Here is a 21,146-nt window from a genome sequence, read left to right as displayed (position 1 = left end):
ACATGACGGTCAGTAATTTCAATTTTAAAGGTCATAACCGTTATATCGTTATCGTGCCTGCCAGTGCGTCAACGCCAGCTGGATTCCAGTTATTAACGTTTGAGCAAAACAATAATGTTAGTGAGATAATTAATGAAATCTCGCCTCATTTAGTCCGTGATCGTAATGCATTAATTTATGCGCGCAGTCTGGTGATGAATGCGGGTGTAAATGCTAGCTTAAATCCAAGAGATATTACCCGTAAACTGAGTGACATTATTGAGCGCAATTTACTCAGAGTGTATGGTGAAACACCCAAACAACAAATTCAGCATTCAACTGAAACGGGCACTCTAGGCGCGAGTTCAACCAATACAAAAGCACCCAAAACCAATAAGGGCAAACAAACTTCTGCGTCAGTTCAATCCGGGACTGTGGCGAATCATTCCCCGACGGAAGTGGCTATTGATCAGCAAGAGTGCCGCAGCGATCCCGTATCGATGTTAAGTGGCGAAGAAATTTTACCGTTAGTCGATTTTGAGCTTAATGGCTTAATGCCGCTAACGTGGTGTCGTTTGTATCGTTCGAGCAAAATTCTTAGCAATGTTGGTATGGGTTACGGCTGGCGACATAACTTTTGTGTGCAGCTGGATCATCAATATCAAGCGCCAGCGAAAGTTGGGCCTAAAAAACCCGGTAAATATTGGTTTGAATTAACCGACGATGAAGGCCGAGTACATGTGTTCGACTCGGTTAAACGAGGGCAAACCAGTATTCAACTTTCAACAGGTTGGTCGCTAGTACATCAAGCCGATGGCCGCCATGTATTAATAAAGCCCGATGACAGCCATTGGGCATTTATACAAAAAAACGTTGCTGGTAAACAGGTTTGGCAGCTTGAAACGATTAGTAATCATCAAGGCCAATACTTTCAGCTGTATTATGATCATCAAGGCCGCTTAACTCAAATAACAACAGGCCCTAAACGTGGCGTGTTGTTATTTTACAATGCACAAAGCAATTTGTTAAAAGTCGCTTCGTACATGTTAGATAACGAAGGCAACAAACAAATTCATCAGAATTTGTTGGCTAGCTATCAATACGATGATGATCAAGCCCTTATTGCCGCCACCGACAGCAACGGACGAGTAGAGCGCTACAGTTATGTAAAAGTGAAGTCGGCTACAAATGCCTCTGACCGCGATGTCCCATACAACAACAGAACCTCGACCTATTTATTACAACGCAGAACTCGGGCATCAGGCTTTAGTCATCACTTTTTGTGGGACGGACAAGACCAGCGCGCTAAATGTATTGAGCAATGGGGTGACGATGATATTTATCATTATCACTTTGAATATACGGCACTCGTTAACGGTATAAAAAGCAGTTGTACTGACTCTTTAGGTCATCGCGAGACTTTTATTCACAATGCGCAAGGGCTATTGACAGAGCATCACAACCCCAATGGCAGTGTGATACGTCATCAATATGATGCCGTCGGTCGTAAAGTGGCTACCGTTGATGCGTGTGATAATAAAATACAATACAACTATAACGAGCAAGGGCAGTTACTGGCTGTTATTCAAGCGGATGGTGGTACCACAAGGTTTGAATATAATCGCTTAGGCCAACGAATTGTGACCATAGATGCGATAGGCCGAACGGCTAAAAGACATTACGATGCCACAGGTCGGTTGTTGTCTGAAAGTGGTTTTGATGGCCGTCAAAGTCAATTTCAATACAATGATGCTGGGAAGTTAACTCAAAAAGTCGATGTTAATGGGGTCATTCATCGTTACCATTGGGACCGCGATGGCGAATTGCTGGCAACGCAAGTCGGTGATGCGTTAACCCGTTTTAGCCATGACAGACTGGGACGAGTTAACGCCACTATTAATCCGCAAGGTCTGGTCACTGAATTTATTCGTGACAACAAAGGCCAAATAGTCGAAAGTAAATCCTATCCACAAGATCATCAAGACAAGCCTGAAGAAGCCATTAGTCATTATTATCAGTACGATGATGCCGGACGTATTATTCGCCAGCGTCAACAAGCTGATGTTGTTGGTGAGCAAGAACTCCGTAACGATAGTGAGTACATTGAAAACATTATCGACTATGACGGTTTAGCCCAACCGCGCCAACAAACATTTGCCGATGGTAGTTGGCTGAAGTTTTTTTATGATAAAGAACGTAACTTAAACCGCATTGAGCGAAGTGACGGGGCGCAGTACCGTATTGAATACACAGCAACAGAGCAACCTAAAACCTTAATTGGTTTTGATGGCCGTGAACAACATTATCAATATGACGCCAATGATAATTTAGTGGCAGTGAACGACAGTGATATTCGGTTTGTTGAGCTAAAACGTGATTCAATGGGGCGCATTTATCAGCAAAGTAGCCATGTAAAACTTGAGCCCAGTGCCACATCTGCATTACTGAATACTCAGAACTTTTATCAATATAACCCGATAGGGCAAATAACTCGCGCCCACAACCAACACCGTACAGTGCAACAACACCTTGACGCTCAAGGGCGTATAAATAGTGTATTGCAAAGCCAGTGGCAACTTGACTATCAATATAATGATTCAGGTAAACGCAGTCGTTTAACGTTACCTGATGGGCAACAGATTGATTATCAATACAATAAAAACAGTCAATTAAGTGGCATTAGTCTTAAAGACAATAGCTCATCGAAGCAGCGCATACCGCTGGCTCAATATCACTATCTGCCATCGGGTTTATTGCATAAAACGATACAGGGTAATCAGCTTGAACTCACTCATGCTTATGACAGCCATTCAAGATTAATTGAGCAGGCATGGCGACATGCTCGCTCAGATAACGCAGCATCAGAGCTTATATTAGAAGAGCTTTCCTCATCAGAGTCAGTTCTGTTTGTATCAAGACGTTATCAATACGATAAACAACATCAATTACTTCGTTGTGATAGCAACATTGCAGAGCAGGGCGCAACTAGTGAGGTTCAAACCTCCCAAGGGCCTGAAACCAAAAGCGCGCCCGATGTTAAGCAATTTCGCTATAACAACATCAGCCAACTAGTCAGTGACAGTTATACTCGTGTAACGGATAACCCTACTGGCAACAAAACCAGTGTTCAGCAACAATACCAATGGGATGGATTTGGTAATCCTACTCATTCTCTTCGTGTTGACAATAACAGTGCTGATGCCAGTATTATCAGCTCAACAGCTGACTTAGAGCGTGCAGAACACATTCAACAGCCAGCGTCATCGGCTTTGTCATCCGACACAGCAAGGCCCAATAAAAACCTTAATGATGTGGTGGTTAACAACGACCGCTTAATGAGCATGGCTGGGGTCGATTACCGTTACGACGCCAGTGGCAACCAAATCAGCCAAGTGGGTACGGGCGATAAACAACAGCGTAGCTTTAATGGCTTAAACCAACTGGTGCAAATCAACGTTAATGGCAAGCTGACGCAATACGAATATGATGCCCTAGGCCGTCGCAGTGCAAAAATCACCGAACTCGGTCGCACCGACTTCATTTGGGACAATCATCAGCTTATTGGCGAATGCACTTTAGGTGAATACACCTGGTATATTTATCAGCCTGATACTTTTACACCTGTAGCACTCATTAAAGCAGGGCAAGTATATTATTATCACCTAGACCAACTCGGCACACCCATTTGCTTAACCGATGAAAACGTTCAAATCGTCTGGCGCAGCCAACAAGACGTGTTCGGCCAGACAATTGAAAGTACATCTATTAAAAATACAGATATTGAATATACAGATTTTAAAGATGCAGCCAAGCAAGACAAGATAACTAACCCAATCCGTTTTCAAGGGCAATACTTTGATGACGAATCAGGGTTACACTACAACCGCTTTAGGTACTACAGCCCTGGGCAAGCTAGATTTATACATCAAGACCCGATAGGATTAGTGGGCGGGATAAACCATTATCAATATGCGCCTAACCATGTGAACTGGGTGGATCCGTTTGGGCTGAGTTGTAAAGAAAATGGTTGGAATACGTTCCAAAAAAACTCTAAAGGGATCTTTTCATCTGTTACGCAGGCTTCCCAAGGTTATAAATTTTGGAAAGCGCAAAATTGGCCTGAGCTAGAGGATTTACTTGGGCCAGGTTCTTGGCCCCCAAACAGAGGCTTTGTGAGTATAGAAACTGTAGATTTAAATATTGGGAGCAAAATTGATCGGTTCGGTGGTTTTTTAGATTCAAATGGTGAATTTCGCGATTATGGTACATTCGTTTCTCCTGAAGGTAACTCATTTACTAGTAGGGCTTTACCTTCTTCGACAAAAAATAAAGACTATAATGCTTATGAAGTTATTGAACCGCTAAAAGTAAATTCTGGTCCTGCTATTCCTTGGTTTGGTCAGCCTGGAGGGGGTACACAATATGAGTTACCAAGTTCAATTGAAAATTTGAAAGATAAGGGAAAAATTAAGGAAAAACGGCCATCTAACAATAAGGATGATTTATAAATGATATATACATATTCTGGTAGCAGGCTGCGCTCTATTTTTTTGGGGAGTGAAAATGAACTATTAGAAACGAAGTTCCATGTGAAATGTCCAAAGTGTAAGGGTGATGTTTTTTTTTCTTTTAATGAAATTCAAAGCATTAAAGGAAAGTTACTTGATTTTACTAAGGCTTCGAATCTGTTAAAAGAAACTCAATATGGTGTTGAAGTTAAAGTGGGTGTACCTGCTTATGCTATCAGTACTAAATGTAAAGTATGCCATATGATGATTCATATCATCATAGGTGCTAAAGAGGTTCAGCCTCAACGTTTTAGTGTTTATATTAAGACAGTAATTATTGAGTCTAGTTCTGCGGATTGAGTGCGACAGTTTTTTATCAATTTCAATCGTTTTGCTGATCTCAAGTGATTGTTATTACACCACAAGGCGTTTTCAGCTTAATTAAGCATAAGCCCTATAGGAATACATAGATGCCGAAAAAGTTGAAGGACTTGAGATAAAAATGCATTTATATTGTAATGCCCGAATTCAGACAATAACTGAATCAGCTGAGATTAAATTTTCTCAAGAACAATTAGATAAAAATAAACGAGGTAAAGAAACTCTTGAAAGAGCGTTTCGTGAAGAAGAAGATCAGTTCCAACGAAACAAAGCTGAGGCCCCTTTAAGTGGTAATGAATTCTTTGACTTAAGCGAGCTTAAGAAATACTGGAGCTACCGCTATGAAAAAGCGTCTTCACCAGAAGAGATAAAAGATGCGATTAATGAAATTGAAAGAGATTATTATTTGGCAGGTAAGCAGTTTTTGACAATGAGAGCATACGGGGAATACTTGATGGAAATGGAATTATATCGCTAAATTGTAAAAATCAGTTCCCGAAAATTAAAGAATTACAGATCTTATTTATTAAAATCAACTATGACAAGGATAATACGATGTCATCAATAAAAATAACTCAAGCTGTCGGACTGGGTGGTGCTAACAATTTAAACGATGTAAAAGTAGTACAAACGGCTTTAAATAAATTACTCAAATTCATTCCTCCTACAAAATCATTAATTGTTGATGGCCGTTTAGGCTCTAGGCCTGAAAGCTCTAAAACTGTTGTAGCGATTAAGTTATTTCAAAGCAAAGTACTTAATATGGTACGTCCAGACGGCAAAATTGACGCTAATGGTCGAACTCATCGAAAAATGAATGAGAAGCTATTAACGACTTTAAGTAAGGTTACCTATAAATTACCGATAGCATCTATTGATATTCAAATGTTATCTGATTCTGAGGGATCCCCACGAATTTAATAGCATGCTTGTGGATCCTTGATTAACGATTGTAGCGTCTTAATTCCTGCTCGCCAGTGAGACTTCAGCAGCCTCAAAGACTTATCTTTGTAAGCTCTTAATCCTATAAATTGATTTGATAAAACATTACGGTGTTTGATTGAATTCGCTTGGTATTGTCTATGCTTATCAGCCGCTTTAACTGCCAAACCTAACAGGTATAACATAAATTGGGATAAGCAGGCGATGAGTAGCAATACGCTGAGCTTATGCGTAATCCTTGAGCCACTATCATTCATTTTTAAACCCGTTTTGACATCCCTAAAGCTCTCTTCTATTTGCATCCTTGTCGCATAAATTTTAACGATCCTTTTAGCTGTATCACTGCTAGTGCATAGCGATGTTGCCAGTAACCACGGCTCTTTCTCTCGCTCGGCACTTGCTCGGCACTTGCTCGTGACTGTTTACTCAGTCTAGCTTTATCACCTGTGGCCACTTTGTCTTTTCGCCCTTTAGCATTGCGTTTAAAAATCACTAAGCGAGATTTAAAAGCAGTCTGCTCACCTAAGTAATATATACCTAGATTTTTGGCATTTGAGTTTGCTTGGACATGCAATTTTTTAACAGGAAACCAATCATCCTCAACATGCTTTTTACAGTGAGTTCTATTTCTAAATCGCCCTACGTAATCCCAATTGAGTGACAATATTTGCTTAAACCATGGAATTCGAAATCCTGCATCAGTAACGATAATAGGCTTGCAGTCATGAGGTAGCATCGCCTTAAGTTTAGTCATAAACAATAAATGAGTTTTTGGTTTCTCTTTTTTGTTTAGGGGATGTATTTCCTCATAAAGTGTCAGTGATCGTCCTTGAGCCGCCAGGGATGCTCGAATGAGAAAATGCTGCTTTCGGTCATCAAGATCTGACCAATCGATATGAATAATGGGTTGCTTCCTTTTCCCGACTAGCAGGCAGGTCATGCGGGTGTATATAAACTCGATTTCACGATGTAAGTGACTATTACTACAGAGCCTATCTACACGTTTAATCTTATGTTTTTCTTTGCTTTATTCGTTATATTCCGGCCAAGTCCTGTGATAGAAAGCGAGCCACCGTTCATTGAACTTTCAATGGCAGCAAACAAACTCAAGCGGAGTGTTTTGTGCATTAATGGGGTGACAAACGATAGGCATTTTGATAAAACTTGTTTCGCATTCATGGCATTTACTCGTGGTAATATTTGTTTGGCGATAAATTTGATCACCAAATGCCATGAATGTTCCTCCGTTTTTAACCTATCTCATTATTTTTATTCATTCTTTTGTGGGGATTCGTCAGTATCTGAGTCAGATTATCTAGATATTGCCAATCAACTTGGTTGTAAAGTCGCTGCTATTAAAGCTGTTGCGGACGTAGAGTCTTCTGGTGATGCATTTTTCTCAAACGGAAAGCCAAAAATCTTATTTGAAGCCCATATTTTTGCTCGTTTGACAAATCACAAGTATGATCAGAGTCATCCATCTGTATCCAGCAGAACCTGGAATCGAAGCTTATATACCGGTGGCTCCCAAGAGTATGCAAGGCTTGAAATTGCCATGAGTTTAGATACTTCAGAGGCTTTGAAGTCGACTTCATGGGGGCGCTTTCAAATTATGGGCTTTAATTATAGTGAGTCTGGTTTTACTAGCGTAGAAGCATTTGTTAAAGCAATGTTCAGCTCTGAAAGAAAACAGCTTGATGCTTTCGTTAGCTTTGTAAAGAATAAAGGCCTAGAAAAGTACCTAATAACGCTAGACTGGGCTTCATTTGCGAAAGGTTATAACGGCTCGCAGTACGAACAGAATAAGTATGATATTAAATTACATAAGGCATTTGAAAAATATGACAAAAAGTAAACTCTCTAACGCTTTGTGGGTTTTACCCTTATTTTTAGTTGCATCGTGTAGTGCCTCTCAGCGTGATGTGGCAGAGATTATATTTAAATGCCACGCTGATCAGCCCAAATCGATTGATGTTGTTATTAGTAAAATAGATAACACGTTTAAATTAGAGCAATTTAATATTGAGAGTTCAAAGCTTGCTAATGCAGCGCTAATTAGTGATGTGAGTAAATCGAGCTACCACCGTTCTTTAGTTACAGAGCACAGTATGACTTTCACATACGGCGATAGTGAAGTCTTAGTGAGTGACTACTACAGCGAAGAACTTAATATGATTACTAAAGAAACATCAGTAACAATGCAAAAAATTGGTACAAAAGAATATTGGCTTTGTGATGATTCAGGTTTTAGTAAGTTGGGCTCTATTGAAGATTTCTAGTGAATTAAAAATGTTCATTATCTTGCTAAAATTAAAGTGATTAAAGTGGAATAAATGTACCAAGATGATGAATTAGAAAAGCAGGTCTATTTTGCTGAACAGGCTCATTCATACCTTCGCCTATGCTTTCTTTTACAGTTTATATTTCTCAAAAAAGAGTTTCTTAAGAAGAGACTTTGACATGGGGAAAACATTTTTGTTTGCTTTTTCTTTGTTATATCTTTCGCCAAAGCAGCAGGTCCGAGGTGGAATAATTCAATTTATATAGATGATCACAACTTAACAATTAATGTCGCCGCGGAGCAGTGCCAAAAAAGCTTAATTAATGCTCCTAAAAGCTGGAACTATGGTGTAAAAAAGTCATTAATATGGGTTCTTGGAGAGGTTTAGTACCTCTTAGCTTGCACACCGGTAATGGTGATCCAGATTGTAATAGAGTCATCAACAAAGACTAATTGGAGTTTAACTAGCACCAACTCCAAACAGGTTACTGTCATACGACTTTAAACTGTTAAAACATGCAATAAATGGTTCTATTAAACATCGCTTCTAACCGATTATAAATCATCGAAGGTGTTTAGGGTTGATTTATACACTACGTTGAATAGTCACCGATATCTAAATTTAGATAACAAAAAAGCGCCTTTCGGCGCTTTTTTAGTTTGGTTAATCAAAAGATTAACGCTTATCAACGCTCACAAAATCGCGCGCAGACTCACCAGTGTATAACTGACGTGGACGGCTGATTTTATGGCCTGGTTGATCTAACATTTCTTTCCAATGTGAAATCCAACCAACAGTACGTGACAGTGCAAATAACACTGTGAACATATCGTTAGGGATACCAATGGCTTTCATGATGATACCAGAGTAGAAATCAACGTTCGGGTATAGCTTCTTAGAGATGAAGTACTCATCTTCAAGTGCGATACGCTCAAGTTCCATTGCTACGTCTAATAATGGGTCAACCACTTTAAGTTCTTTAAGGACTTCATGACAGGTTTCACGCATCACTTTAGCACGTGGGTCGAAGTTCTTATAAACGCGATGGCCAAAGCCCATTAGGCGGAATGGATCGTTTTTGTCTTTCGCTCTCTCGATAAACTCAGGAATGCGGTCAACGCTGCCGATTTCTTCTAACATTTCTAAGCAAGCTTCGTTAGCACCACCATGAGCTGGGCCCCACAACGAAGCAATACCCGCTGCAATACATGCAAATGGGTTAGCGCCTGAAGAACCTGCTAAACGGACGGTAGATGTAGATGCATTTTGCTCATGATCAGCATGCAGTACAAAAATACGATCCATTGCTTTTTCTACAACAGGATTGACTTTGTACTCTTCACACGGAGTAGCAAACATCATCGACAAGAAGTTACCCGCATAACTTAAATCGTTACGTGGGTAAACAAAAGGTTGCCCCATTGAGTACTTGTAGCACATCGCTGCGATTGTCGGCATTTTCGACACTAAGCGGTAAGCTGCAATTTCACGATGCTTTGGATTGTTAACATCAAGAGAATCTTGATAGAAAGCAGATAATGCACCGGTTACACCACATAGCATTGCCATAGGGTGTGCGTCACGGCGGAAACCTCTGAAGAAGAATGCAATTTGCTCATGTACCATAGTGTGTTCTTTCACTGTGGCAACAAATTGTTCGTAATCAACTTTAGACGGTAATTCACCGTAAAGAAGCAAGTAGCATAAATCTAAATAGGTAGATTCAGTTGCAAGCTGGTCAATTGCATATCCACGATGCAACAAGATACCTTGTTCACCATCGATATATGTAATAGCAGACTCACAAGATGCAGTAGCTAAAAAGCCTGGATCGAAGGTGAAATAACCTTTTTTTCCAAGTGTACTGATGTCGATAACGTCAAAACCTTCAGTACCTTTCTTAATAGGTAGGTCGATTGAATCGTTTCCTGGTAACTCTAATTTGGCTATATTATCAGCCATACCCCGTTCTCCTTACTTCATTCTTCTATATGAGTGCGGCATGTTAAGCGGTCATTACTTTACAGTGGATCGGGATCACAGATCAATTTAAATAAGCGTTTAAATTTGTTAGACCATGGTATATGTTCGCTGAAAACCGCTCTGCGCTTGCATTAGAATAAAAAAATACTAAAAAAACTTATTTTGCATAATGTGAGGTTTGTATTTGACAATTCCCGCGAGTATACTTGCCTGCGTCCCTAAGGGCGACGAGCGTCACAGTTTAGAAATGATCAATTTACTAACTAAATAGTGGTTTCTCAACTGATTAGATGCTTGAGAGTAGTCTGTTTTTTGTTTAAAAAATGCTCTGCCTTGTGCAAGCTTTAGTGGTTAAGCAAAAAATAGATCATAAAAAAAATAATGCTCAATGGAGCTGAGTGAGCAGAACGTGAAAAAGCAAAGACCTGTCCATCTAGACCTGCAGACGATAAGCTTTCCTGCGACAGCTATCGCATCAATACTGCACCGTATTTCCGGTGTTATCATGCTATTTGCTATTGGTATCCTTCTTTGGTTGTTAAATTCGACTTTAACATCAGCAGATGGGTTCGCTAGCGTACAATCCTTGTTCGATGGTTTCGTGATGAAGTTCATCATTTGGGGCATTCTAACCGCGTTGGGTTATCACTTATTAGGTGGCATTCGTCATTTGATTATGGATGCCGGACACTGGGAAGAGTTAGCTTCGGGTGTCTCATCAGCTAAGGCTACGTTTGTGTTAGCAGTAGTCTTTTCAATCATAGCGGGGATTTGGGTATGGTAACAAATGCAGCAAGTTTTGGACGCAGTGGTGTTCATGACTATATTCTATTACGCGCAAGTGCAGTGATCCTCGCTTGTTATACTATTTTTTTAGTTGGCTTTATCGCGTGTAGTGCCCCGTTAACTTTCGAGATTTGGAATGGTTTGTTTGCTTCACTTCCAATGAAAGTCTTTACCCTAATAACCTTGATTGCTTTACTTATCCATGCGTGGATTGGTGTATGGCAAGTGTTGACTGATTATGTCAAACATACAGCGTTACGTGGTGTATTACAGTTTACCTTTGTGTTGATCGCTTTTAGTTATTTAGCGTCAGGCATTGTAATAGTGTGGGGTGTTTAAGTGAGTATTCCAGTACGCGAATTTGATGTAATCGTAATCGGCGCCGGCGGCGCGGGTATGCGAGCTGCATTACAGATTTCTAAAGAAGGTAAGAGCTGTGCGCTGTTATCTAAAGTATTCCCAACTCGTTCACATACCGTTTCTGCTCAAGGTGGCATCACTGTAGCATTAGGTAATGCGCACGAAGATCATTGGGAACAACACATGTACGACACGGTTAAAGGTTCTGATTTTATCGGCGACCAAGAAGCCATTGAGTTTATGTGTCAAACGGGTCCTGAAGCGATTATCGAACTTGAGCAAATGGGTTTACCTTTCTCTCGTTTCGAAGACGGCACTATCTATCAGCGTCCTTTTGGTGGTCAGTCGCGTAATTTTGGTGGTGAGCAAGCTGCTCGTACTGCTGCTGCAGCTGACCGTACAGGTCATGCACTGCTTCATTGTTTATACCAACAAAACGTTAAACATAAAACTGACGTTTATTCTGAGTGGTATGCCTTAGATTTGGTTAAAAACGAAGATGACGTAGTGGTGGGTTGTACTGCAATTGAAATTGAAACGGGCGAAATTGTTTATTTCAAAGCAAAAGCGACTATTTTAGCCACTGGTGGTGCAGGACGTATTTATGCATCAACCACTAATGCTCACATCAATACTGGTGACGGTGTTGGTATGGCGGCACGCGCTGGTGTTCAGTTACAAGACATGGAAATGTGGCAGTTCCACCCTACAGGTATTGCCGGTGCAGGTGTTTTGGTTACTGAAGGTTGTCGTGGTGAAGGTGGATATCTTCTAAACAAAGACGGCGAGCGTTTCATGGAACGTTATGCGCCAAACGCGAAAGATTTAGCATCTCGTGACGTGGTAGCACGTTCAATGATGACTGAAATTCGTGAAGGTCGTGGTTTAGACGGTCCTTTAGGTCCACATTGTTTGCTAAAACTTGATCATTTAGGTAAAGAAACCTTAGAAGCTCGTCTTCCTGGTGTGTGTGAATTATCACGTACCTTTGCTCATATTGATCCAGCTGATGGTCCAATTCCAGTGTTGCCAACTTGTCATTATATGATGGGCGGTTTACCGACTAAAGTAAGTGGTCAAGTTATTCGTATGAATGACGACGGCACTGAACAAGATGTATTAGGTTTATTTGCTGTTGGTGAGATTGCTTGTGTATCTGTACACGGTGCAAACCGTTTAGGTGGTAACTCTTTACTTGATTTAGTTGTGTTTGGACGTGCTGCTGGTCAGCATTTAGGTAAAGCGTTAGACGCTACACCTGATCCAAAAGCGGCTTCAGACGTAGAAATTAGTGCATCACTTGCTCGTCTTAATCGTTGGGAAAGCAACAAAGACGGCGAAGAACCTGCGGTTATCCGTAAAGATCTTCAATTGTGTATGCAGTTAAATTTCTCTGTTTTCCGCAGTGGAGATGCTATGGCTGAAGGTTTAGAACAGCTACAAGCAATTCAAAAGCGTCTTGAAAATGCTAAGTTATCTGATAATTCAACAGAATTTAATACTCAACGTATTGAGTGCTTAGAATTAGACAACTTAATGGCTACAGCGCTGGCAACTGCTTATGCAGCTAACTTCCGTACTGAAAGCCGTGGTGCGCATTCTCGTGAAGATTATTTAGACCGTGATGATGATAATTGGTTATGTCATAGTTTGTATAACCCAGTCACTCAAGGTATGAGCAAACGTGATGTCAACATGACACCTAAATTACGTGAAGCGTTTCCACCTGTAAAACGTACCTATTAGGCAGGAGTTGCAAAAGATGAAATTAACATTTGCATTGTATCGTTATAATCCTGATGTAGATACCAAGCCTTATATGAAGGATTACACCTTAGAAGTGCCTGATGGCACTGACATGATGGTGTTAGATGCGTTAATTAAACTGAAAGAACAAGACTCAACGCTTGCGTTCCGTCGTTCATGCCGTGAAGGTGTGTGTGGTTCTGACGGTGTTAACATGAATGGTAAAAACGGATTAGCGTGTATTACGCCATTATCTACCTTTAAAGGTAAGAAAATTGAAATCCGTCCTTTACCAGGCATGCCAGTAGTTCGTGATTTGGTTGTAGACTTAACTCAGTTCTACAAGCAATACGAAAAAATTAAGCCTTATCTGATTAATGACGAACAGGCTCCAGCTCGTGAACATCTACAATCACCTGAAGAGCGTGCTCATTTAGATGGTTTATATGAATGTATCATGTGTGCATGTTGTTCAACTGCTTGTCCATCTTTCTGGTGGAACCCTGATAAATTTATCGGGCCAAGTGGTTTATTACATGCATATCGTTTCTTAATTGACAGTCGTGATACGGCCACTGAAGAGCGTTTATCTGAACTAGATGATGCTTACAGTGTGTTCCGTTGTCATGGCATCATGAACTGTGTTGACGTTTGTCCTAAAGGATTAAACCCAACTAAAGCGATTGGTCACATTAAGTCAATGCTGCTTAAGCGAGCTGTTTAATGCACAAAACTGAGCAAAATAATCTGACTTATTAGCTTTGTTAAGAGTCATCTTCAATATTGGGGATGGCTCTTTTGTGTGTTTATGTAATACCTCCTGCTATTATCTTGTTAAGATAATTTCAGTCTACGTGTGATGTAACTTACGTTACTCACTGTTATGTTTATGGCTAGCACGTGTATCAAGTTTGAAAGGAATAACAATGCACCAAGGCATCATGAAAGCCTGGCTCGAGTCGTCACATTTAAGTGGTTCGAACTCGACCTACGTAGAAGAGATGTATGAAGCCTATCAAGAAGATCCGCAATCAGTTACTCCTGATTGGCAGCTTGTTTTTGATAACCTCCCTCCGGTTAACGGTGCCTCAGTAGAAGTACCCGAAACTGCTCACTCTAAAGTTCGTGACTATTTCCGTAGTTTAGCTTTACAAGGTCGTTTAAAAAACGCTACTAGCGTCGGCGACCCAGAGTTAGATGCGAAGCAAGTTAAAGTCCTGCAACTGATCAATGCTCACCGTTTCCGTGGCCATCAAAATGCCAATTTAGATCCATTAGGATTGTGGAAGCGTGAAGCTGTTCAGGAATTGGATCCTGCTTACCACGGCTTAACCGTTGATGACATGCAACGTCAGTTTAATACTGGTTCATTCGCCCTCGGCGGTGAGACCATGAAGCTTGCTGATATTATTCATGCACTAAAGAGTACCTATTGTGGCTCGATAGGTGCTGAATACATGCATATTACTGATACCGATGAAAAGCGTTGGATCCAACAACGTCTTGAACCGACATTAGGTAAAGCCAAGTACGATAACAGCGTCAAAAAGCGTATTCTTGAAGGGTTGAATGCAGCCGAAGGTATCGAAAAATATCTTGGTGCTAAATTCCCTGGAGCTAAACGATTCTCTTTAGAAGGTGGTGATGCGCTCGTTCCGATGATGCGTGAAATCATTTACCGTGCAGGCGAAGCTGGAACTAAAGAAATCGTAGTAGGTATGGCTCACCGTGGTCGTTTAAACTTGCTCATAAACGTGCTGGGTAAACGTCCTGCTGAATTGTTTGATGAGTTTGCGGGTAAGCATGCGGACACTCACGGTTCTGGCGACGTAAAATATCACCAAGGTTTCTCATCTGATTTTGAAACGCCAGGTGGAAACGTTCATTTAGCATTAGCCTTTAACCCATCTCATTTAGAGATCGTTAATCCAGTGGTTATTGGTTCTGTACGTGCTCGTCAAGATCGTCGTGGTTGTAAAGACGGTCTGCAAGTTATGCCTATCACCATTCATGGTGATTCAGCTATAACTGGCCAAGGCATTGTGCAAGAGACGTTCAACATGTCTCAAACACGTGGTTTTACTATTGGTGGTAGTATTCGAATTGTGGTTAATAACCAAGTTGGTTTTACCACATCAAACCAAGCTGACACACGTTCAACCGAATACTGTACTGACATCGCTAAGATGGTTCAGGCACCTATTTTCCATGTCAATTCTGACGATCCTGAAGCCGTTGCGTTTATTTCTCAACTTGCAGTGGATTATCGTAATGAATTTAAACGTGATGTAGTGATTGATTTAGTGTGTTATCGCCGTCATGGCCATAACGAAGCTGATGAGCCTAGTGCGACTCAGCCGTTAATGTACGCTAAAATCAAAAAACACCCTACGCCACGTAAAATTTATGCTGATAAGTTGATAGCTGAAAACAGCATTCCTGCCGATGAAGTGACCGGACTGATTAACCATTATCGTGATGCATTAGATGCAGGTGATTGTGTGGTTAAAGAATGGCGTCCTATGACGTTACATACAGTTGACTGGACACCTTATTTAAATCGCGAATGGGATGAAGAATACGCCGGTTCAATGTCGATGGAACGTCTGCAAAACTTAGCCAATAAGTTAGTTGATATTCCTGAAAATCATACGCTTCAATCTCGTGTTGCCAAAATTTGTGCTGATCGCACTGCCATGGCTAAAGGCGAGAAGTTATTAGACTGGGGTTTCGCTGAAACGTTAGCTTATGCTTCTATTCTTGAAGATAAAAAGCGTGTGCGCATTACGGGTCAAGACTCTGGTCGCGGCACGTTCTTCCATCGTCATGCTGTATTGCATAGCCAAAAAGACGGTTCTACCTATTTACCTTTGCGTAATGTGGCTGATGAACAAGGGCCAATTGATATTATTGACTCAGTATTATCAGAAGCATCAGTGTTGGCATTTGAATACGGTTACGCGACTGCAGAACCTGGTGGCTTGACCATTTGGGAAGCGCAGTTTGGTGACTTCGTTAACTGTGCACAGGTAGTGATTGACCAATTCTTATCATCTGGTGAGCAAAAGTGGGGCCGTTTATGTGGTCTGACTATGTTGTTACCTCATGGTTATGAAGGTCAAGGACCTGAGCATTCAAGTGGCCGTTTAGAGCGTTTCTTGCAATTATGTGCTAACCACAACATGCAAGTGTGTGTGCCATCAACTCCGGCGCAGGTTTATCATATGTTGCGTCGCCAAGTTGTGCGTCCTATGCGTCGCCCGTTAGTGGTAATGTCACCTAAATCTTTGCTACGTCACCCATTAGCGGTGTCTACCTTAGAAGAACTTGCTGAAGGTACTTTCCAAAATATCATTGGTGAGATAGATACCTTAGATGCAAGTCAAGTTGACCGTGTTGTATTCTGTAGCGGTAAGGTGTATTTCGAGTTACTTGAAAAGCGTCGTAAAGAGAATGTGACCAACGTTGCCATCGTGCGTGTTGAGCAGCTGTATCCGTTCCCTGATGTGGAAATGCGTGCAGCGTTAGAAACATATCAACATGTTACTGATTTTGTTTGGTGTCAAGAAGAGCCGCAAAACCAAGGGGCATGGTACTGTAGTCAGCATCATTTCTGGGCTAATATTCCTGCAGGTGCTCAATTAACTTATGCCGGTCGTGAAGCTTCTGCTGCACCAGCATGTGGTTACCCTGGGTTGCATGTACAGCAGCAAGAATCATTAGTAAATAGCGCATTAAAACTGTCGTAATAGATAATTTATATAAGGGAAGCTTTCCATGAGTATCGAAATTAAGGTACCCGTATTACCAGAATCTGTTGCTGATGCAACTATTGCTACTTGGCATGTTAAACCTGGTGAACAGGTTACTCGTGATCAAAACTTAGTTGATATCGAGACAGACAAAGTCGTGTTAGAAGTGGTAGCACCAGAAGACGGTTCAATTTCTGAATTGTTATTCCAAGAAGGCGATACCGTTTTAGGTGAGCAAGTGATTGCTAATTTTGTCGCTGGTGTTGTGTCTGGCCAAGAAGTGACTAAAGCTGAAGCTTCAGGGCCTGCTGTCGTGGCAACGACCGAAGCTGCTTCTGATGAATCTAATGATGCATTAAGCCCATCTGTTCGTCGTGTGATTGCCGAACATAATCTTGATGCCAGTAAAATTAAAGGTTCTGGTGTGGGCGGACGTGTAACTAAGGATGATGTAGATGCATTCCTTAAGTCAGCTCCTGCTAAAGCCGCTGCACCAGCTGCTCCTGTAGCACCTTTAGAAGGTCGTAGTGAGAAGCGTGTACCAATGTCACGTCTTCGTAAAACTATCGCAAAACGTCTTTTAGAAGCGAAAAATTCAACGGCAATGTTAACTACGTTTAACGAAGTTAACATGAAGCCAATCATGGATATTCGCAAACAGTACCAAGACATTTTCGAAAAACGCCATGGTATTCGTTTAGGCTTTATGTCTTTCTATATCAAAGCTGTGACAGAAGCGCTAAAACGTTTCCCAGAAGTTAACGCTTCTATTGATGGTGATGACATTGTTTATCATAACTATTTCGACATCAGCATCGCTGTATCAACGCCTCGTGGTCTGGTAACTCCAGTCTTGCGTGACACTGATACCATGAACTTAGCTGAAATCGAAAAAGCGGTTCGTGAATTAGCCATTAAAGGCCGTGACGGTAAATTATCTGTTGCTGACATGACTGGCGGTAACTTCACTGTGACTAACGGTGGTGTTTTCGGTTCACTCATGTCTACGCCAATTTTGAACCTGCCACAAAGCGCAATCTTAGGCATGCATGCCATTAAAGATCGCCCAATGGCAGTCAATGGTCAGGTTGAAATCCTGCCTATGATGTACCTAGCACTCTCTTACGACCACCGTATTGTTGATGGTCGTGAGTCAGTTGGCTTCTTAGTCGCGATTAAAGACTTCTTAGAAGATCCAACTCGTCTGCTACTTGATCTGTAAGTAGGTAGATAAACCCTCGTCGCTGGCTCATATTGAGCCAGTTGGATTTGATTAGAAGTATATGGATAGATCATCATGAATTTGCATGAGTATCAGGCAAAATCTTTATTTGCCGAATATGGTTTACCAGTCTCTGAAGGCTTTGCATGTGATACTGCTCAAGAAGCAGTAGAAGCAGCTGGTCACATTGGCGGAAACTTATGGGTTGTTAAGTGTCAAGTACACGCAGGCGGCCGTGGTAAAGCAGGTGGCGTTAAAGTTACCGGTAATAAAGACGAAATCAGAGCATTCGCTGAAAACTGGTTAGGTAAGAACTTAGTAACGTACCAGACTGACGCTAAAGGTCAGCCAGTTGCTAAAATTCTAGTTGAAAGCTGTACTGACATCGCTAACGAATTGTACCTAGGTGCAGTAGTTGACCGTAGCACTCGTCGCGTTGTGTTCATGGCGTCGACTGAAGGTGGTGTTGATATCGAAACTGTGGCTGAACATACGCCAGAGCTTATCCACACAGCTATCATTGATCCGTTAACAGGTCCTCAAGCTTTCCAAGCTCGTGATCTTGGCTTCAAGTTAGGTTTAAACCCAACACAAATGAAGCAGTTTACTAAGATCTTTATGGGTCTAGCGAACATGTTCAATGACCATGATTTTGCGTTATTAGAAATCAATCCACTTGTTATCACCACTGAAGGCAACCTTCACTGTTTAGATGGCAAAATTGGTATTGATGGCAATGCATTATTCCGTCAGCCTAAAATCAAAGCAATGCACGATCCATCACAAGATGATGCTCGTGAAGCGCATGCTGCTAAATTTGAATTAAACTATGTTGCTTTAGACGGTAACGTAGGTTGTATGGTTAACGGTGCCGGCCTAGCAATGGGTACAATGGACATCGTGAACCTACACGGCGGCAAGCCAGCTAACTTCTTAGACGTTGGCGGTGGAGCAACTAAAGAACGTGTTGCAGAAGCATTTAAGATCATTCTTTCTGACAGCAATGTTAAAGCGGTATTGGTTAACATCTTCGGTGGTATCGTGCGTTGCGATATGATCGCTGAAGGTATTATTGGTGCGGTTAAAGAAGTTGGCGTTAAAGTGCCAGTCGTTGTACGTCTTGAAGGTACTAACGCTGAATTAGGTCGTGAAGTATTGGCTAAGTCTGGTCTTGATATCATCGCGGCTACAAGTCTAACTGACGCGGCTGAGCAAGTTGTTAAAGCTGCGGAGGGCAAATAATGTCTGTTTTAATTAACAAAGATACCAAGGTAATCTGTCAAGGTTTCACTGGTGGTCAGGGTACTTTCCACTCTGAACAGGCGATTGCTTATGGCACGCAAATGGTTGGTGGTGTTTCTCCTGGAAAAGGTGGTCAAACTCACCTAGGTCTTCCAGTGTTTAACACTGTTAAAGACGCTGTAGCAGCAACAGGTGCAACTGCAACTGTTATCTACGTACCAGCTCCTTTTTGTAAAGACGCTATCCTTGAAGCAATCGATGCTGGCCTTGAGCTAATCGTTTGTATCACTGAAGGTATCCCTACACTTGATATGCTTCAAGTGAAAGTGAAACTTGAAGAAACTGGCGTTCGCATGATCGGTCCTAACTGCCCAGGTGTTATCACTCCTGGTGAATGTAAGATTGGTATTATGCCTGGTCACATTCATTTACCTGGAAAAGTAGGTATTGTTTCTCGCTCTGGTACATTAACGTACGAAGCGGTTAAGCAAACTACTGATGAAGGTTTCGGCCAATCTACTTGTGTAGGTATCGGTGGCGACCCAATTCCTGGCACTAACTTCATCGACGTATTGGAAATGTTCCAAAACGATCCACAGACTGAAGCGATTGTTATGATCGGTGAAATCGGTGGTAATGCTGAAGAAGAAGCGGCTGCTTATATCAAAGCACACGTAACTAAGCCTGTTGTATCTTACATTGCTGGTGTTACTGCACCAGAAGGTAAGCGCATGGGCCATGCTGGCGCAATTATCGCTGGCGGTAAAGGTACTGCTGAAGATAAGTTTGCTGCTCTAGAGGCTGCTGGCGTTACGACTGTTCGCTCTTTAGCTGACATTGGTAAAGCACTACGTATCAAAACAGGTTGGTAATTATACCTTCTTGATAAAAAGGCGCTTAGGCGCCTTTTTTATTGGTTTTTATTCACTATGTTCATATAGTTATATTTTAATAGACAATCTGTTGCGATTCCTTTAATTCTTAGCAAGGTAATTATGGCCATCATCAGCATTATTTTCCCCTTAATATTTATGGTGTTATTAGGCTATGTATTAACCCGAGTTGGATTCTTTAACAAAGAACACATTACTGGGATAAGCAGGTTCACTTTTTACGTCAGTATCCCGGCATTTCTATTTATCAATATGCTCGCAGCACCGTTAGCGCAAAGCATTGACCCATTTGCACTGCTAGCTTTTTATTTACCAGTGTTGTTAGTGTTTTCTATAGGTTACCGAATTAATCGCCTTTTTAGTCCAATAGCGCTGCAGGGGCGTGATGCCAGTGCGGTATTCGCGTTGGGTGCCAGTTATTCCAATACGGTATTGGTAGGTTTACCCATTATTATCGCTGCATTAGGCCCAGCAATGATGGGGCAGGTATTTATGATCATTACTTTTCATAGCGCCACCTTGTTTGCTCTGACTTTTATCTTAGCGGCACGAGCGCAGCCTCAAGGTTTCTCGTGGCGACGGTTTGCTCGCTCTATGGTACTTAATCCGGTAGTAATGAGTATTGGACTAGGTATTTTAGTGAATGCGTTAAGTATTAACTTGGGACAACAATTAGATGAAGGTTTAGCGCTATTAGCTAAGCCCGCTTTGGCGTGTGCATTGTTTGTGCTAGGTGCTAATTTAAGTTTCTATCGTATAGGTGAACATTGGCGTTTAGCCTTAATGGCTAGTGGTTTAAAAATTATTTTATTGCCAGCATTAGTTTATATTATGGCGCAGTTTGTATTTGAACTAACCACATCAAGCACTGCGATGTTGGTGTTGCTCAGTGCTTCTCCGCTTGGCGTCAACGCTTATCTTATTGCCACTGAACTTAAACAACATGAATCAACCTTGGGTAGCACAGTAGTATTATCGACCTTGTTATCAGTGTTTAGTTTTAGCCTATGGCTTACATTCTTGATTTAAGTAAACTTTAAAAGCTTATGATAAATGTTAGCCAATAAAAA

Annotated in this window: 16 protein-coding genes and 1 pseudogene; 15 read left to right on the top strand and 2 right to left on the bottom strand. The window is 41.4% G+C overall.

The features are described 5' to 3' along the window. Positions 1-2: 2 nt before the first annotated feature. From SFRI_RS12115 to SFRI_RS12100, 4 genes are all read left to right on the top strand, one after another. Entirely contained in the window at positions 3-4,487 is a 4,485-nt protein-coding gene (locus SFRI_RS12115) for a glycohydrolase toxin TNT-related protein (RefSeq protein WP_011637809.1), read from the top strand. Further along, positions 4,488-4,847, top strand: a complete 360-nt coding sequence (locus SFRI_RS12110; protein WP_011637808.1) for a hypothetical protein — start codon at positions 4,488-4,490, stop codon at positions 4,845-4,847. A gap of 142 nt (positions 4,848-4,989) precedes the next feature. After that, positions 4,990-5,346: a hypothetical protein gene (locus SFRI_RS12105; RefSeq protein ID WP_011637807.1), complete on the top strand. Its 357-nt coding sequence runs from the start codon at positions 4,990-4,992 to the stop codon at positions 5,344-5,346. A gap of 77 nt (positions 5,347-5,423) precedes the next feature. Beyond that, positions 5,424-5,789 carry a hypothetical protein gene (locus SFRI_RS12100; protein ID WP_011637806.1) on the top strand — a complete coding sequence of 122 codons (366 nt, stop codon included), beginning with the start codon at positions 5,424-5,426 and terminating at the stop codon, positions 5,787-5,789. Here the strand turns inward: SFRI_RS12100 and SFRI_RS21025 are convergent. Beyond that, positions 5,786-6,989: pseudogene (locus tag SFRI_RS21025) on the bottom strand (IS4 family transposase). The gene SFRI_RS12100 and the pseudogene SFRI_RS21025 overlap by 4 nt on opposite strands. Here SFRI_RS21025 and SFRI_RS12085 point away from each other — a divergent pair. Next, on the top strand, positions 6,901-7,665 hold the full coding sequence (locus SFRI_RS12085; protein WP_081430138.1) for an N-acetylmuramidase family protein: 765 nt from the start codon (positions 6,901-6,903) through the stop codon (positions 7,663-7,665). The pseudogene SFRI_RS21025 and the gene SFRI_RS12085 overlap by 89 nt on opposite strands. Then, entirely contained in the window at positions 7,652-8,089 is a 438-nt protein-coding gene (locus SFRI_RS12080; protein ID WP_011637804.1) for a hypothetical protein, read from the top strand. The genes SFRI_RS12085 and SFRI_RS12080 overlap by 14 nt, the downstream gene beginning before the upstream one ends. Before the next feature lie 678 nt (positions 8,090-8,767). Here the strand turns inward: SFRI_RS12080 and SFRI_RS12075 are convergent. Next, positions 8,768-10,054: a citrate synthase gene (locus SFRI_RS12075; RefSeq protein ID WP_011637803.1), complete on the bottom strand. Its 1,287-nt coding sequence runs from the start codon at positions 10,052-10,054 to the stop codon at positions 8,768-8,770. Positions 10,055-10,463: 409 nt separating this feature from the next. On the opposite strand from SFRI_RS12075, the gene sdhC reads away from it, so the two are divergent. From sdhC to SFRI_RS12030, 9 genes are all read left to right on the top strand, one after another. Further along, on the top strand, positions 10,464-10,859 hold the full coding sequence (sdhC, locus tag SFRI_RS12070; RefSeq protein WP_011637802.1) for a succinate dehydrogenase cytochrome b556 subunit: 396 nt from the start codon (positions 10,464-10,466) through the stop codon (positions 10,857-10,859). Beyond that, entirely contained in the window at positions 10,853-11,200 is a 348-nt protein-coding gene (gene sdhD, locus SFRI_RS12065; RefSeq protein WP_011637801.1) for a succinate dehydrogenase, hydrophobic membrane anchor protein, read from the top strand. The genes sdhC and sdhD overlap by 7 nt, the downstream gene beginning before the upstream one ends. Continuing rightward, complete coding sequence (gene sdhA, locus SFRI_RS12060; RefSeq protein ID WP_011637800.1) at positions 11,201-12,967, top strand: succinate dehydrogenase flavoprotein subunit; 1,767 nt, start codon at positions 11,201-11,203, stop codon at positions 12,965-12,967. It begins immediately after the preceding gene. A gap of 16 nt (positions 12,968-12,983) precedes the next feature. Then, positions 12,984-13,691, top strand: a complete 708-nt coding sequence (locus SFRI_RS12055; RefSeq protein WP_011637799.1) for a succinate dehydrogenase iron-sulfur subunit — start codon at positions 12,984-12,986, stop codon at positions 13,689-13,691. Between the two features lie 202 nt (positions 13,692-13,893). Further along, positions 13,894-16,716: a 2-oxoglutarate dehydrogenase E1 component gene (sucA, locus tag SFRI_RS12050; protein WP_011637798.1), complete on the top strand. Its 2,823-nt coding sequence runs from the start codon at positions 13,894-13,896 to the stop codon at positions 16,714-16,716. A 28-nt stretch (positions 16,717-16,744) separates the two neighbouring features. Continuing rightward, positions 16,745-17,941, top strand: coding sequence for a 2-oxoglutarate dehydrogenase complex dihydrolipoyllysine-residue succinyltransferase (gene odhB, locus SFRI_RS12045; protein WP_011637797.1), 1,197 nt, complete (start codon positions 16,745-16,747; stop codon positions 17,939-17,941). Between the two features lie 75 nt (positions 17,942-18,016). Continuing rightward, positions 18,017-19,183 carry an ADP-forming succinate--CoA ligase subunit beta gene (gene sucC, locus SFRI_RS12040; protein WP_011637796.1) on the top strand — a complete coding sequence of 389 codons (1,167 nt, stop codon included), beginning with the start codon at positions 18,017-18,019 and terminating at the stop codon, positions 19,181-19,183. After that, positions 19,183-20,055 carry a succinate--CoA ligase subunit alpha gene (gene sucD, locus SFRI_RS12035; protein WP_011637795.1) on the top strand — a complete coding sequence of 291 codons (873 nt, stop codon included), beginning with the start codon at positions 19,183-19,185 and terminating at the stop codon, positions 20,053-20,055. The genes sucC and sucD overlap by 1 nt, the downstream gene beginning before the upstream one ends. A gap of 123 nt (positions 20,056-20,178) precedes the next feature. Next, positions 20,179-21,105, top strand: coding sequence for an AEC family transporter (locus SFRI_RS12030; protein ID WP_011637794.1), 927 nt, complete (start codon positions 20,179-20,181; stop codon positions 21,103-21,105). Positions 21,106-21,146 lie beyond the last annotated feature (41 nt).

This window comes from Shewanella frigidimarina NCIMB 400 (assembly GCF_000014705.1).
Lineage (GTDB): Bacteria > Pseudomonadota > Gammaproteobacteria > Enterobacterales > Shewanellaceae > Shewanella > Shewanella frigidimarina.
The sequence above is the reverse complement of the archived record's forward strand: the minus strand, read 5'-3'. Positions and strand labels throughout refer to the sequence as shown.